Origin of the sequence: Rahnella sp. NRRL B-41462, assembly GCF_003263525.1 — a bacterium.
Lineage (GTDB): Bacteria > Pseudomonadota > Gammaproteobacteria > Enterobacterales > Enterobacteriaceae > Rahnella > Rahnella aceris.
The window spans coordinates 81,869-97,179 of the sequence record NZ_JYDF01000010.1 but is presented as its reverse complement, the minus strand read 5'-3'; the positions used below and the strand labels follow the sequence as shown (position 1 = coordinate 97,179).

13 protein-coding genes are annotated in these 15,311 nt (G+C 51.8%); 10 read left to right on the top strand and 3 right to left on the bottom strand.

What is annotated here, in order from left to right:
- Positions 1-26 precede the first annotated feature (26 nt).
- Positions 27-1,349, top strand: coding sequence for an MFS transporter (locus tag UC14_RS03930; protein WP_112197252.1), 1,323 nt, complete (start codon positions 27-29; stop codon positions 1,347-1,349).
- 60 nt (positions 1,350-1,409) lie between these two features.
- Here UC14_RS03930 and satP read toward each other — a convergent pair whose 3' ends face one another.
- A complete protein-coding gene (satP, locus tag UC14_RS03925) occupies positions 1,410-2,009 on the bottom strand; it encodes an acetate uptake transporter (protein ID WP_013577069.1) in 600 nt (199 codons plus the stop codon).
- 319 nt (positions 2,010-2,328) lie between these two features.
- Here satP and dnaK point away from each other — a divergent pair, with 319 nt between their 5' ends.
- The 4 genes from dnaK to nhaR all read left to right on the top strand — a co-directional run bounded on the left by dnaK (position 2,329) and on the right by nhaR (position 7,795).
- A complete protein-coding gene (gene dnaK / locus UC14_RS03920; RefSeq protein WP_013577068.1) occupies positions 2,329-4,230 on the top strand; it encodes a molecular chaperone DnaK in 1,902 nt (633 codons plus the stop codon).
- A gap of 99 nt (positions 4,231-4,329) precedes the next feature.
- Positions 4,330-5,463 (top strand): molecular chaperone DnaJ, encoded by a 1,134-nt coding sequence (gene dnaJ, locus UC14_RS03915; protein WP_013577067.1) that lies wholly within the window; start codon positions 4,330-4,332, stop codon positions 5,461-5,463.
- Between the two features lie 229 nt (positions 5,464-5,692).
- Positions 5,693-6,868, top strand: a complete 1,176-nt coding sequence (gene nhaA, locus UC14_RS03910; protein WP_013577066.1) for a Na+/H+ antiporter NhaA — start codon at positions 5,693-5,695, stop codon at positions 6,866-6,868.
- Between the two features lie 39 nt (positions 6,869-6,907).
- Positions 6,908-7,795, top strand: coding sequence for a transcriptional activator NhaR (nhaR, locus tag UC14_RS03905; RefSeq protein WP_013577065.1), 888 nt, complete (start codon positions 6,908-6,910; stop codon positions 7,793-7,795).
- Between the two features lie 82 nt (positions 7,796-7,877).
- Here nhaR and rpsT read toward each other — a convergent pair whose 3' ends face one another.
- Positions 7,878-8,141: a 30S ribosomal protein S20 gene (gene rpsT, locus UC14_RS03900; RefSeq protein ID WP_013577064.1), complete on the bottom strand. Its 264-nt coding sequence runs from the start codon at positions 8,139-8,141 to the stop codon at positions 7,878-7,880.
- A 439-nt stretch (positions 8,142-8,580) separates the two neighbouring features.
- On the opposite strand from rpsT, the gene ribF reads away from it, so the two are divergent.
- The 5 genes from ribF to ispH all read left to right on the top strand — a co-directional run bounded on the left by ribF (position 8,581) and on the right by ispH (position 14,313).
- Positions 8,581-9,519 carry a bifunctional riboflavin kinase/FAD synthetase gene (gene ribF, locus UC14_RS03890; RefSeq protein WP_013577063.1) on the top strand — a complete coding sequence of 313 codons (939 nt, stop codon included), beginning with the start codon at positions 8,581-8,583 and terminating at the stop codon, positions 9,517-9,519.
- Between the two features lie 61 nt (positions 9,520-9,580).
- Positions 9,581-12,397, top strand: coding sequence for an isoleucine--tRNA ligase (gene ileS, locus UC14_RS03885; protein ID WP_112197251.1), 2,817 nt, complete (start codon positions 9,581-9,583; stop codon positions 12,395-12,397).
- A complete protein-coding gene (lspA, locus tag UC14_RS03880) occupies positions 12,397-12,903 on the top strand; it encodes a signal peptidase II (protein ID WP_013577061.1) in 507 nt (168 codons plus the stop codon). The genes ileS and lspA overlap by 1 nt, the downstream gene beginning before the upstream one ends.
- A 5-nt stretch (positions 12,904-12,908) precedes the next feature.
- Positions 12,909-13,379, top strand: coding sequence for an FKBP-type peptidyl-prolyl cis-trans isomerase (gene fkpB, locus UC14_RS03875; protein WP_013577060.1), 471 nt, complete (start codon positions 12,909-12,911; stop codon positions 13,377-13,379).
- The gene (ispH, locus tag UC14_RS03870) at positions 13,360-14,313 is read left to right on the top strand and encodes a 4-hydroxy-3-methylbut-2-enyl diphosphate reductase (RefSeq protein WP_013577059.1); all 954 of its coding nucleotides are present in this window, start codon (positions 13,360-13,362) and stop codon (positions 14,311-14,313) included. Before fkpB ends, ispH begins: the two co-directional genes overlap by 20 nt.
- 65 nt (positions 14,314-14,378) lie before the next feature.
- On the opposite strand, the gene UC14_RS03865 is transcribed toward ispH, so the two are convergent.
- On the bottom strand, positions 14,379-15,254 hold the full coding sequence (locus tag UC14_RS03865) for an SMP-30/gluconolactonase/LRE family protein (RefSeq protein WP_013577058.1): 876 nt from the start codon (positions 15,252-15,254) through the stop codon (positions 14,379-14,381).
- Between the last annotated feature and the right edge of the window lie 57 nt (positions 15,255-15,311).

Sequence of the window (15,311 nt, the reverse complement as noted above, 5' to 3'; positions counted from 1 at the left end):
TTTACTCTGGTGTCTGACGGTATCCTATGCAACACACACAATCGCGCCGGTTGAACCGGCAGGACTTCAAAACGCTTTCCCTGGCGGCACTGGGTGGCGCCCTCGAATTCTACGATTTCATCATTTTCGTCTTTTTCGCTGCGGTAATTGGCGATCTCTTCTTCCCGGCCAATATGCCCGACTGGCTGCGTCAGGTTCAGACTTTTGGTATTTTCGCTGCCGGTTATCTGGCGCGCCCGTTGGGCGGTATCATCATGGCGCACTTCGGTGATTTGGTTGGCCGTAAGCGCATGTTCAGCCTGAGTATTTTATTAATGGCTTTACCGACACTGGCAATGGGGCTGTTGCCAACCTACGCCTCGATTGGCATGGCAGCACCGCTGTTGCTGCTGCTGATGCGTCTGTTACAGGGCGCGGCGATCGGCGGCGAAGTGCCGGGCGCGTGGGTGTTTGTCGCTGAACATGTGCCACGTAACCGCATTGGTTTCGCCTGCGGCACCCTCACCGCCGGTTTAACGTTGGGGATTCTGCTGGGTTCTCTGGTGGCAACTTTACTGAACACCAGCTTGACGCCAGCGACCATCAGTCAGTACGGCTGGCGTATTCCGTTTTTCATCGGCGGCATTTTTGGTCTGATCGCGATGTATCTGCGCCGCTGGTTACAGGAAACGCCTGTCTTTATGGAGATGAAAGCGCACAAAGCGCTGGCGGAAGAGTTACCGCTGAAAGCCGTGGTGGCCAATCATAGAAAAGAAATCGTGGTATCGATGCTGATGACCTGGCTGTTATCCGCCGGTATCGTGGTGGTGATCCTGATGACGCCAACCTGGTTGCAGAAGCAATTCGGCATTCCGGCGGCAGCCGCATTACAAGCCAACTGTCTGGCTACAGTAGCGCTGATGTTTGGCTGCATTATCTCGGGAAGCATTGTTGATCGCCTCGGTGCCAGCAAAACCTTTATTTTCGGCAGCCTCTTCCTCGGGATTTGCAGCTGGTCTTTCTATCATATGGTCGCGGCTGATGCCTCGGTGCTGATGGGCATGTATGCGCTGGCGGGGTTGAGCGTAGGTGTGGTCGGCGCAGTACCTTATGTGATGGTGCGGGCCTTCCCGGCGGAAGTGCGTTTTACCGGCATCTCTTTCTCATACAACATGGCCTACGCGATTTTCGGCGGCCTGACTCCGGTCTTCGTCACGCTGATTATGCGTCTGACGCCGATGGCTCCGGCTTATTATGTGCTGGCCTTGTCGGTGATTGGCTTGCTGACCGGTATTTACCTTAGCCGCGATTTGAACAGCGAAACGATCCGTACAGAGAAATTTGCCGAAGGCGCAACTTCCGGCCAGTGATTTCTTTTATGCATAAAAAAACCCTGCATCGCAGGGCTTTTTGCGTCTGGCTGAGGGGGCTTATGCCACAACCGCGTCAACCTGGGGAGCGTGGTTTTTCGGCTCACCGACCGGCAAAACGGTACGGCCATATTGCTCGTTCAGCACTTCGGCCATCGCCAGATAAATCGCGCTGGCGCCACAGAAGATCCCTTCGAAACCGGCAAAATGCAGTACCGCCGTGTTTCCGGTCATATTACCGAAGCACAACAGCGCGAACAGAATAACCAGACTGCCGAAAACGATCTGTAAACCACGGTTTGCTTTCAGGGTGCCAAAGAACATGAATAAGGTGAACACGCCCCAGATGCCGAGGTAAGCGCCAAGGAAGCTTTCGCTGCTGGCTTCAGCCATGCCCATGCGCGGCAGCATCAGGATGCCAACCAGGCTTAACCAGAATGCGCCATAAGAAGTGAATGCGGTCGTGCCGAACGTATTCCCTTTTTTAAATTCCATCATCCCGGCAAGAATCTGAATCAAACCACCATAAAAAATCCCCATACTGACAATCACTGCTGTCAGGGGAAAAAAGCCTGCATTGTGTAAATTCAATAAGATAGTGGTCATACCAAATCCCATCAACCCGAGCGGGCCTGGATTTGCCAACGTTTTGCTGTGCATAGATCCTCTGTATCGGAATTATTATTAATTGATAATCGGGGGAAGAAACGCTTGGGAAATGAGTAAAAAACCCACATATCTTTAGAAGCGCGCGGCATCATAAGGAGGGTTGCGTCAGCAAACATTGATCTGGCGTAACAGCAATTGAAGATTTTTTTTCACTTTGCCCCTTGATGCTGAGCTGCATGGCCCCATCTTATTCCCAACCGCAGTTGTTACCGTCGGGAAATCCGTTAAATGGGGCTGTTGAAATCGAAAAGATCGGCCACATATACAGTAGCAACCTGAACGAATATGAATTTAAGTGGAGACGTTTTAGATGGGTAAAATTATTGGGATCGACCTGGGCACCACCAACTCTTGTGTAGCTATCATGGATGGCACGACTGCTCGTGTACTGGAGAATGCTGAAGGCGACCGCACCACTCCTTCCATCATCGCTTATGCGGCAGATGGCGAGACTCTGGTAGGTTCTCCGGCTAAACGTCAGGCTGTGACTAACCCGCAGAACACCCTGTTCGCGATCAAGCGCCTGATTGGCCGTCGCTTCCAGGATGAAGAAGTACAACGTGATAAAGGCATCATGCCTTACCAGATCGTAAGCGCTGACAATGGCGACGCTTGGATCGACGTTAAAGGTCAGAAAATCGCACCTCCGCAGATCTCTGCAGAAGTGTTGAAGAAAATGAAGAAAACCGCTGAAGATTATCTGGGTGAACCTGTAACTGAAGCTGTTATCACCGTACCTGCTTACTTCAACGATGCTCAGCGTCAGGCAACGAAAGACGCTGGCCGTATCGCAGGTCTGGAAGTCAAACGTATCATCAACGAACCGACTGCTGCGGCACTGGCTTATGGTCTGGATCGTGAAATCGGCAACCGTACTATCGCGGTATACGACCTCGGTGGTGGTACTTTCGATATCTCTATTATCGAAATTGATGAAGTTGACGGCGAAAAAACCTTTGAAGTACTGGCGACCAACGGTGACACTCACCTTGGTGGTGAAGACTTCGACAGCCGTATGATCAACTATCTGGTTGAAGAATTTAAGAAAGAGCAAGGCATGGATCTGCGTAACGATCCACTGGCGATGCAACGTCTGAAAGAAGCCGCTGAAAAAGCGAAGATCGAATTGTCTTCTGCTCAGCAAACTGACGTGAACCTGCCGTACATCACTGCTGATGCGTCAGGTCCAAAACACATGAACATCAAAGTGACCCGTGCAAAACTGGAATCTTTGGTTGAAGACCTGGTTAACCGTTCTATCGAACCACTGAAAGTGGCGCTGAAAGACGCAGGCCTGTCAGTTTCTGACATTCAGGACGTTATCCTGGTGGGTGGTCAGACCCGTATGCCAATGGTTCAGAAGAAAGTTGCTGATTTCTTCGGTAAAGAACCACGTAAAGACGTGAACCCGGATGAAGCTGTGGCAATCGGTGCAGCAGTTCAGGGTGGTGTCCTGGCAGGTGACGTGAAAGACGTTCTGCTGCTGGATGTGACTCCGTTGTCTCTGGGTATCGAAACCATGGGCAGCGTGATGACTCCGCTTATCACTAAAAACACCACCATCCCGACCAAACACAGTCAGGTGTTCTCTACTGCGGAAGACAACCAGTCTGCAGTCACCATCCATGTGTTGCAGGGTGAACGTAAGCGTTCAAGTGATAACAAATCTCTGGGTCAGTTCAACCTGGACGGTATTCAGGCAGCACCACGCGGTCAGGCTCAGATCGAAGTCACCTTCGACCTTGATGCCGATGGTATCCTGCACGTGTCTGCGAAAGACAAAAATACCGGCCGTGAGCAGAAGATCACCATCAAGGCATCTTCTGGTCTGAGCGAAGAAGAAATCCAGAAAATGGTTAACGATGCTGAAGCCAATGCTGAATCTGACCGTAAGTTTGAAGAACTGGTTCAGACCCGCAATCAGGCGGACCATCTGATCCACGGTACCCGTAAGCAACTGGAAGAAGCCGGCGACAAACTGCCAGCTGAAGACAAAACCGCAGTAGAAGAAGCCCTGAAAGCACTGGAAGTGTCTGCTAAAGGTGAAGATAAGGCTGATATCGAAGCGAAAATCCAGGCGCTGGTACAGGTTTCCGGCAAACTGATGGAAATGGCTCAGCAACAAGGTCAGGCTGAAGGCGGCGATACCAGCGCGCAGAAAGATGACGACGTTGTTGACGCTGAATTCGAAGAAGTTAAAGACAAAAAATAATCGCCCTTAAGCGGGCACAGTAAGAAGCTTTACTGATAACCAGCACGGGCGTCGAGGAAACTCTACGCCCGTGCACGCATGTTGAGGGTAGGTTAAAGCATGGCGAAGCAAGATTATTATGAGATTTTAGGCGTATCCAAAACAGCGGATGAGCGTGAAATCAAAAAGGCTTATAAGCGTCTGGCGATGAAACATCACCCTGACCGAAATCAGGGCGATAAAGAATCTGAAAGCAAATTCAAAGAAATTAAAGAAGCTTATGAAATTCTGACCGATGCGCAAAAGCGTGCGGCCTACGACCAGTATGGTCATGCAGCCTTTGAACAAGGTGGCATGGGCGGTGGTGGTGGCTACGGCGGCGGCGGTGCAGATTTCAGCGACATCTTTGGTGACGTCTTTGGCGACATCTTTGGCGGCGGTCGCCGTCAGCGTGCCAGCCGGGGCTCAGACCTGCGTTACAACATGGATCTGACTCTGGAAGAGGCCGTTCGTGGTGTCACCAAAGAAATCCGCATCCCGACACTGGATGAATGTGACGTTTGCCACGGCAGCGGCGCGAAAGCGGGTAGCTCTCCGACCACCTGTCCGACCTGTCATGGTGCAGGTCAGGTTCAGATGCGTCAGGGCTTCTTCACAGTCCAGCAGGCGTGTCCGACCTGTCAGGGTCGCGGTAAAGTGATTAAAGATCCGTGCACCAAATGTCATGGTCATGGTCGCGTAGAACGTTCAAAAACGCTGTCAGTGAAGATTCCTGCGGGTGTGGATACCGGAGACCGTATTCGTCTGGAGGGTGAAGGCGAAGCCGGTGAGCATGGTGCTCCGTCAGGTGATCTGTACGTTCAGGTTCAGGTTAAAGCGCATAAAATCTTTGAGCGCGAAGGTAATAACCTGTACTGCGAAGTGCCAATCAATTTTGCCATGGCAGCACTGGGTGGCGAAATTGAAGTGCCAACGCTTGATGGCCGCGTGAGCCTGAAAATTCCTGCTGAAACGCAAACGGGCAAAATGTTCCGTATGCGCGGGCGCGGTGTGAAATCTGTCCGTGGTGGCGTTCAGGGCGACCTGATGTGCCGGGTGGTAGTGGAAACTCCGGTCAGCCTGAACGAGAAGCAGAAGCAGTTGCTGCGTGATCTGGAAGAAAGCTTTGGTGGCGTTTCGGGTGAGAAAAACAGCCCGCGCTCTAAAAGCTTCCTGGACGGCGTGAAAAAGTTCTTTGATGATCTGACCCGCTAAGCTTTCGCTAAATCGAGCGACGGAAAGCCAGATAACATCCCCGGCAGCGGTTGACGCGCCGGGGATTTTTTATGGATTTTTATTCAACAATGTGAAAACCAATGATTCGTAAAAAGCGAAGTATAATCCAGAAATAATCGACTTTTTACGAAGTGATAGTTTGCGTACAATTCAGACATACCCTTGTGGTGAGCTTTTTCTTGCCACGTTTTTCTACAGGAGAGTCAGAATGTCAAATATCATTCGTCAGTTTTTACGGATGGAAGCCGCCGGTGGTGTGATATTAATCATCGCAGCCATTGTGGCATTAATCATGGCGAATAGTCCGTTGCAGGGGATTTATCAGGCATTTCTGGATATTCCCGTCACCCTGCGTTTTTCCGAGCTGTTGATCGACAAGCCACTTTTGCTGTGGATTAACGATGGCCTGATGGCAGTGTTTTTCCTGATGATTGGTCTGGAAGTCAAGCGTGAGATGTGCGAAGGCGCGCTGGCCAACCGCGAGCAGGCGATGTTTCCTGCTATTGCCGCGCTCGGGGGTATGGTTGTTCCGGCATTAATCTATTTACTGTTTAACGGCAGCGATGAAATAGCCCGTCAGGGTTGGGCTATTCCGGCGGCAACGGACATTGCGTTTGCGCTGGGGGTGATGGCACTGCTGGGGTCACGAGTGCCGACCGGGTTAAAAGTGTTCCTGCTGGCACTGGCCATTATTGATGACTTGGGTGCCATCGTGATCATCGCACTGTTTTATAGTCACGATGTGTCGATGATGGCACTGGGGTTATCGGCGGTGTGCATCGCTGTACTGGCTCTACTGAACTGGCGGGGGGTAACGAAGCTGACGCCGTACCTGCTGATTGGTGCTGTGTTCTGGGTGTGTGTGCTGAAATCAGGTATCCACGCGACGCTGGCGGGTGTCATTCTTGGCTTCTTAATTCCGCTGAGAACCAAAGAGAATAAAAGGTCACCTGCTCGCCGCCTGGAGCATGGGATCCACCCCTATGTTTCCTGGTTTATTTTGCCGCTGTTTGCGTTCGCCAATGCGGGTATCTCTTTGCAGGGCGTGACAGTTGCGGGTTCATTCTCGACATTACCCATGGGTATTGCTGCCGGGCTTCTTCTCGGTAAGCCGCTGGGTATCATTCTGTTCGGCGGGATCGCCTTGAAATCAGGGATTACACGGCTGTCATCCGGCATAACTTTTAGCCAAATTTCGGCAGTCTCCGTGCTGTGCGGTATCGGTTTTACGATGTCGATTTTCATTGGTTCTCTGGCCTTTGCGACGCTGGAGCCTGCGTTGCTGACGTACGCCAAAATGGGCATCCTGATGGGATCAGTCGCATCAGCGGTTCTGGGATACCTGCTCCTGAGCCGGGCCTTGCCTAAGAAACGTGCAAACTAATAATGATGCTGACTTCATACTTCCGGAAAGGGTGAAACCATGCCTCATATCAATTACAACCACTTGTATTATTTTTGGCACGTGTGTAAATCAGGTTCTGTTGTGGGAGCTGCGGAAGTGTTGCACCTTACTCCGCAAACGATCACCGGGCAGATTAAATCCCTGGAAGAAAGATTGGATGGGAAACTCTTCAAACGGCAGGGGCGTGGGCTGGTGCCTTCTGAGTTAGGGCAACTGGTTTACCGCTATGCGGATAAAATGTTCACCCTTAGTCAGGAAATGCTGGATATCGTGAATTACCGCAAAGAGGCGAGCCTGTTGTTTGATGTGGGTGTGGCGGATGCGTTATCCAAACGACTGGTCAGCCGCGTATTGGAAGCTGCCGTGCCGGACAACGCGCAAATTCACCTGCGCTGTTTTGAATCGACTCACGAAATGCTGCTCGAACAACTGAGCCAGCATAAACTGGACATGATTTTGTCTGATTGCCCGGTGGATTCCACGCAGCAGGCAGGGCTGTTCTCGGTCAAACTGGGTGAAAGCCCGATCAGCTTCTTCTGTTGTAATCCACCGGCAGACATGAATTTCCCGGCTTGTCTGGAGCGTCGTTCATTACTCATCCCCGGCAGGCGTTCAATGCTGGGGCGCAAACTGCTGAACTGGTTTAATACGCAAGGGCTGAAGGTCAATATTCTCGGTGAGTTTGATGATGCCGCGCTGATGAAAGCGTTTGGAATGAACAACGACGCGATATTTGTCGCCCCGGCTATTTATTCATCAACTGAATTTCAGGATGAAAAAATAGAGGAAGTCGGACGGGTGGAAGGGATTATGGAAGAGTACTACGTAATATTTGCCGAAAGAATGATTCAGCATCCTTCGGTACAGCGGATTTGCCATACGGACTTTTCAGCGTTGTTTGAATAGCTTTTAGTGTTGAACTCAAATTTCAGATATAAAAAAACCGGCGTGAGCCGGTTTTTTTATCAAGCATTTCAGCGTAATGCGATTATTGCATTGCGTTGATTTGCGCAGTCAGGTTTGACTTATGACGCGCTGCTTTGTTTTTGTGGATCAGGCCTTTGCAAGACTGACGGTCCACGATTGGTTGCATTTCGTTAAATGCGTTTTGTGCAGCAGCTTTGTCGCCTGCTGCAATAGCCGCGTATACCTTCTTGATAAAGGTACGCATCATAGAACGACGGCTCGCGTTGTGCTTACGGCGTTTTTCTGACTGTACGGCGCGTTTCTTAGCTGATTTGATATTAGCCAAGGCCAACTCCCAAATATTTTTCTATTGATGAACAATTCAAAGGCCGAGGAATATGCCTTTTCGGTCTTCTTTTGTCAACGGATTTGTGCAAATAAGCGGCGTTTTAAAGAGTGAACTTTACTCGTCGCTTGTTACGTTGTGATGGCGCAGGATTTTAACAGCTTCCGGCATCGGAATACAGTCTTTCGCGAGAAAAATCGACAGGAGAGTGTACAAACTGCCCACTACGGCCATTAACGCTTTGTTTATGCGAAAAGTCACGCATTCCCTGTATGCAACGAAAGATTTTCATCGCCACGCCGCCATTTGAACCGCAATATCTGCCGTATGCAAGAGAGAATGGTGTGATCCTGCTAATCGCTGGTTAACCTTGGAGGCTGTACAAGGTATAATCCGCCGATTTCCATCGTTATGAGTCAGCATTGGATTTGAGCCAGCTATGGAGCTAATTCGCGGAATACACAATATTCGAGCACGTCATCATGGATGTGTGCTGACTATTGGCAATTTTGATGGTGTACATCGTGGTCATCAGGCCCTGATTGAACAGCTTAAGCTGGAAGGTCAACGTCTGGGGCTGCCGGTGATGGTAATGATTTTCGAGCCACAGCCTCTGGAATTGTTTGCCGGTGATAAAGCACCTGCACGCCTGACCAGTTTGCGTGACAAAGCCAAGTATCTGGCGGAGTGCGGGGTTGATTACCTTTTATGTGTGCGTTTCGAACCCCGGTTTGCAGCGCATATGGCGCAGGCCTTTATCTCACAACTGCTGGTAGAGAAGCTGGGTGTTAAATTCCTGACTGTCGGGGATGATTTCCGCTTTGGTGCCAGCCGTCTGGGGGATTTTGAGCTATTGCAGAAAGCCGGTGAAGAATACGGTTTTGAAGTGATCAGCACGCAAACGTTCCGTGAAGGCGAGAACCGCATCAGCAGCACGGCGATCCGTAATGCGTTGCGCGACGATGACTTGGCGCTGGCCGAGAATTTACTGGGCCATCCGTTCAGTATCTCGGGCCGGGTCGTACACGGCGATAAACTGGGACGCACCATTGGCTTCCCGACGGCAAACGTGCCGTTGAAGCGGGTCGTGTCTCCGGTGCGCGGCGTGTATGCGGTTGAAGTCTTAGGCCTCGGGCCTGAACCTCTGCCGGGTGTGGCGAACATTGGAATACGTCCTACAGTCGGAGGCGTGCGCAAGCAGTTGGAAGTGCACCTTCTCGACACCACATTAGATTTATACGGGCGCCACATTGATGTGGTGCTCCGCGCGAAATTGCGCAACGAACAGCGTTTCTCCTCGCTTGATGCTTTAAAGCAACAAATTGCGAACGATGAAGTGACGGCCCGTGAATTCTTTGGGTTAAAGACACTGCGCTAAACATGTACTGACAGGCGTGTAACAAAGCCTGGAATCCAGCCGAAAACGGAACCGAGAATCTATGAGTGACTACAAGAACACCCTGAATTTGCCGGAAACAGGGTTCCCGATGCGTGGCGATCTGGCCAAGCGTGAACCTGACATGCTGAAAAATTGGTATGAACAGGATCTGTACGGGATTATTCGTGCTGCCAAGAAAGGCAAGAAAACCTTTATTTTGCATGACGGCCCTCCGTATGCGAACGGCAGCATTCATATTGGTCACTCAGTAAACAAAATTCTTAAAGACATGATCGTTAAGTCCAAAGGACTGGCGGGCTTTGATGCGCCGTATGTGCCGGGCTGGGACTGTCATGGTCTGCCAATCGAGCTTAAAGTCGAACAACTGATCGGCAAGCCGGGCGAGAAAGTCACGGCAGCAGAATTCCGTGAAGCCTGCCGTAAATACGCAGCAGAGCAGGTTGAAGGCCAGAAGAAAGACTTCATCCGTCTGGGCGTGTTGGGCGACTGGGATCATCCGTACCTGACCATGGACTTCAAAACTGAAGCCAACATCATTCGTGCGCTGGGTAAAATCATCGGTAACGGCCATCTGCACAAAGGGGCTAAGCCGGTTCACTGGTGTACAGATTGCGGTTCATCCCTGGCAGAAGCCGAAGTTGAGTATTACGACAAAGCGTCTCCTTCTATTGATGTGGCGTTCAACGCGACTGACGCTGCCGCCGTTGCCGCGAAATTTGGCGTGTCTTCCTTTAACGGCCCGATTTCTCTGGTGATCTGGACCACCACGCCGTGGACCATGCCAGCAAACCGCGCTATTTCACTGAACCCTGAGTTTTCTTATCAGCTGATTCAGGCAGAAGGTCAGTGTCTGATCCTGGCAACCGATCTGGTTGAAAGCGTCATGAAACGCGCCGGTATCGCAGAATGGACTGTACTGGGCGAATGTAAAGGCGCGGACCTCGAACTGCTGCGCTTCAAACACCCGTTCCTTGGTTTCGACGTTCCGGCGATCATGGGCGACCACGTAACGCTCGATGCCGGTACTGGTGCCGTGCATACCGCACCGGGTCATGGCCCGGACGACTTTGTTATCGGCCAGAAATACGGTCTGGAAGTGGCGAACCCGGTAGGGCCGAACGGCTGCTATCTGCCAGGCACTTACCCGACGCTGGACGGTAAATTCGTCTTTAAAGCCAACGATCTGATCGTTGAGTTGCTGCGCGAAAAAGGCGCATTGCTGCACGTTGAGAAAATAACGCACAGCTATCCGTGCTGCTGGCGTCATAAAACGCCAATCATCTTCCGCGCGACGCCACAATGGTTCATCAGCATGGATCAGAAAGGTCTGCGTCAGCAGTCTCTGGAAGAGATCAAAGGCGTGCAGTGGATCCCGGACTGGGGCCAGGCGCGCATCGAAAACATGGTCGCTAACCGTCCTGACTGGTGTATCTCCCGTCAGCGTACCTGGGGCGTGCCGATGTCTCTGTTCGTTCACAAAGACACTGAGCAACTGCATCCGCGCAGCCTTGAGCTGATGGAAGAAGTGGCGAAACGTGTTGAAGTGGATGGCATTCAGGCGTGGTGGGATCTGAATCCGGAAGACATTCTGGGTGCGGACGCTGCCGATTACGTCAAAGTGCCGGATACGCTGGACGTGTGGTTTGACTCCGGTTCAACCCATTCTTCCGTGGTGGATGTGCGTCCTGAGTTTAACGGTCATTCACCGGATCTGTATCTGGAAGGGTCTGACCAGCATCGCGGCTGGTTTATGTCTTCCCTGATGATTTCGACGGCCATGAAAGGCAAAGCGCCTTACAAGCAAGTGCTGACGCACGGTTTCACTGTGGATGGTCAGGGCCGCAAAATGTCTAAATCCATCGGCAACACTATCGCGCCGCAAGACGTGATGAACAAGCTGGGTGGCGACATTCTGCGTCTGTGGGTGGCATCTACGGATTACACCGGCGAAATCGCCGTGTCCGACGAAATCCTTAAACGTGCTGCGGATTCTTACCGCCGTATCCGTAACACCGCGCGCTTCCTGCTGGCGAACCTTAACGGTTTCGATCCGGCGCTGCACAGCGTGGCACCGGAAGACATGGTTGTTCTGGATCGCTGGGCTGTTGGCCGTGCGAAAGCCGCACAGGACGAAATCATTGCCGCGTACGAAGCCTATGATTTCCATGGCGTCGTTCAACGCCTGATGCAGTTCTGCTCGATCGAAATGGGATCCTTCTACCTGGATATTATCAAAGATCGCCAGTACACCGCGAAAAGCGATAGCGTTGCACGTCGCAGCTGTCAGACCGCGCTGTATCACATCAGCGAAGCACTGGTTCGCTGGATGGCACCGATCATGTCGTTCACTGCCGATGAAATTTGGGCAGAACTGCCGGGAAGTCGTGAGAAATTCGTCTTTACAGAAGAATGGTATGACGGTTTGTTCGGTCTGGCGGGCAACGAATCCATGAACGATGCGTTCTGGGATGAACTGCTGAAAGTCCGTGGCGAAGTGAACAAAGTGATCGAACAGGCGCGTGCTGATAAACGTCTGGGCGGTTCTCTGGAAGCGGCGGTCACGCTGTTTGCTGATGATGCGCTGGCAACGGACCTGCGTTCTCTGGGCAACGAATTGCGCTTTGTCCTGCTGACGTCAGGCGCGAAAGTCGCCGCTTTGTCTGAAGCTGACGATGCCGCTGTGCCGAGTGAATTGCTCAAAGGCCTGAAAATCGGTCTGGCGAAAGCGGAAGGTGACAAATGTCCGCGTTGCTGGCATTACACAACTGACGTTGGTCAGAACGCGGAACACAGCGACATCTGTGGCCGTTGTGTCACTAACATCGCCGGTGACGGCGAAGAGCGTAAGTTTGCATAATGAGTAAATCGATTTGTTCCACCGGACTCCGCTGGCTCTGGCTGGCGGTCGTGGTCATCATCGTGGATCTGGGCAGTAAGTTTCTCATTATGGGAAACTTCCAGCTCGGTGAATCCATGCCGTTGATCCCGTATTTAAATCTGTTCTACGCGCAAAATCATGGCGCTGCGTTCAGCTTCCTGGCTGATAAAGGCGGCTGGCAGCGCTGGTTCTTTGCGTTAATCGCGCTGGTGATTGTTGTGGCGCTGGTCGTGCTGATGTACCGCGGCACCGCGAAGCAAAAGCTGAACAATATCGCTTTTGCGATGATTATCGGCGGGGCGCTGGGCAACTTGTTTGATCGCCTCTATCACGGCTTTGTGGTCGATTTTATCGATTTTTACGTCGGTAACTGGCATTTTGCTACGTTCAATCTGGCTGACAGCTTTATCTGTGTCGGCGCAGCCATGGTGGTGCTGGAAGGTTTTCTGGCAAAGCCATCAGAAGCTACAAAGAGTAAAGGATAAGGTCTATGTCTCAACAGGTGAAACATGACAGCGCTGTACTGGTGCATTTTACGTTGAAGCTGGAAGATGGCTCTACGGCGGAATCAACCCGCGCCAATGGCAAACCTGCACTGTTTCGCCTTGGCGACAGCAGCTTGTCTGACGCGCTGGAAAATCAGCTGTTAGGGTTGAACGTAGGGGATAAACGGGCGTTCACGTTAGCCCCTGAATCGGCATTCGGTAGCAAAAGTCCGGATCTGGTTCAGTTCTTCTCCCGCCGTGACTTTCAGGAAACTGGGGTGCCGGATGTCGGCACCATCATGTTGTTCAGTGGTCGTGATGGCAGCGAAATGCCGGGCGTTGTCCGTGAAGTGACAGAAGATTCAATCACTGTAGATTTCAACCATCCGCTGGCAGGGCAACATATCGATTTCGATATTGAAGTGCTGGAAATTGACCCGGAGCTTGAGGGGAAACATGCAGATATTGCTGGCTAATCCGCGAGGATTTTGTGCGGGTGTTGACCGCGCAATCAGTATTGTAGAACGTGCGCTGGAAATTTATGGCGCACCTATCTATGTCCGCCATGAAGTGGTGCATAACCGCTACGTGGTCGACAGCCTGCGTCAGCGCGGTGCTGTTTTTATCGAGCAAATCAGCGAAGTACCTGATGGGTCTATTCTGATTTTCTCTGCCCACGGTGTTTCTCAGGCGGTACGTGCAGAAGCGAAAGCGCGTGATCTGACGATGCTGTTTGACGCGACTTGTCCGCTGGTGACCAAAGTTCATATGGAAGTTGCGCGCGCCAGCCGTAAAGGCACTGAAGCCATTTTGATTGGTCACGCCGGGCATCCGGAAGTGGAAGGCACCATGGGGCAGTACAGCAATCCGAACGGGGGAATGTATCTGGTCGAGGCGCCGGAAGATGTTTATAAATTGCAGGTGAAAGACGAAAACAACCTGTGCTTTATGACGCAAACCACGCTGTCGGTTGACGACACTTCTGCGGTGATTGATGCGCTTCGCGATCGCTTCCCGAAAATCATCGGGCCGCGTAAAGATGATATTTGCTATGCCACAACGAACCGTCAGGAAGCCGTGCGTACGCTGGCTGACGGAGCAGATGTTGTGCTGGTGGTGGGTTCAAAGAACTCGTCGAACTCCAACCGTCTGGCCGAACTGGCGCAACGTGTCGGTGTACCTTCTTATCTGATCGACTCTGCGGCAGATATTCAGGAAAACTGGCTGAAAGATGCGAAAAGCATTGGCGTTACGGCAGGCGCATCCGCACCGGATATTCTGGTGCAGGACGTGATCAGCAAGCTGAAAACCTTTGGCGGGCTTGATGTGATCAACATCGAAGGGCGCGAGGAAAATATCGTGTTCGAAGTGCCAAAAGAGCTGCGTGTTGATGTGCGTCAGATCGACTGATCTCAGACCCTAAATGAAAACCGGCTCAAAGTGGCCGGTTTTTTTATGTCTGCACTCCTGCGGCATCAATGAGGCGGGAGTTTAAACAAATTCTGCGGTGCACCCACGGTGGTGGTTTCAACGTGCAGCAACGCACCCTCCAGCGCATGTGGCGCATCGAGGTTTTTTCGCGCCGAGGTGATAAACAGCTCAGTCATATCCGGCCCGCCAAACGTGCAACAACTCGGTTGTGTGACCGGCACTGGCTGGGTATCCAGTGTCAGTAATTCGCCCTGATTGATCTGCTGGCGCAGCAGGCATTTTGAACCCCAGCAGGCAGTGATCAGCCAGCCATTCTGTGCCAGCGCAGAGCCATCGGGGATCTTATCGCCCGAAGAAAAACAGGATATTTTCAGTGGATTGATGCGGCGGGCGTTGGCGGAGAAAAAGCGTTTTTTCTTACTGTCTGCAAACCAGACTTTGCCTTCATACCAGACCAGTGTGTTGGTACAACCGACGCCATCGAGCATCATTTCCGGCTTTTCTGCGCCCGCTTCATAGCGGAACCATTCGCCGTTATCTTTTTCTTCCTTTATATCCAGCGTACCAAACCACAGAGAACCATCGGGCGCGATGGCTGCTTCATTCGGACGGGTGCCTTCCGCGCCGGGATAATCACAAAGCTTCTGGCGGGTTTTCTGTTCGTACTCGTAAAGATGGATCCCGTCGACGGAAACCAGCAAAAATTGATTTCTTTTTTCGGTCAGCAACACGGCGCTGGTCAGCGAGGGGAGTTCATGAATTTCAGTTTGCCCGTTGTCGGGCCAGTAGCGCAAAACACACTGAGCCAGAATATCGACCCAAAGCAAAGATTGTGTACGCTGGCACCAGACGGGAGTTTCACCCAATTCGGCTCGGTAGTCGCCAATGGCAGTCACGTCGGACCGGAAAAATGCTGACATCGCAAAGCTCTCCTGCAGGTTACATAGTGGATATAGCGACAGCTGTCTCTATGAGTT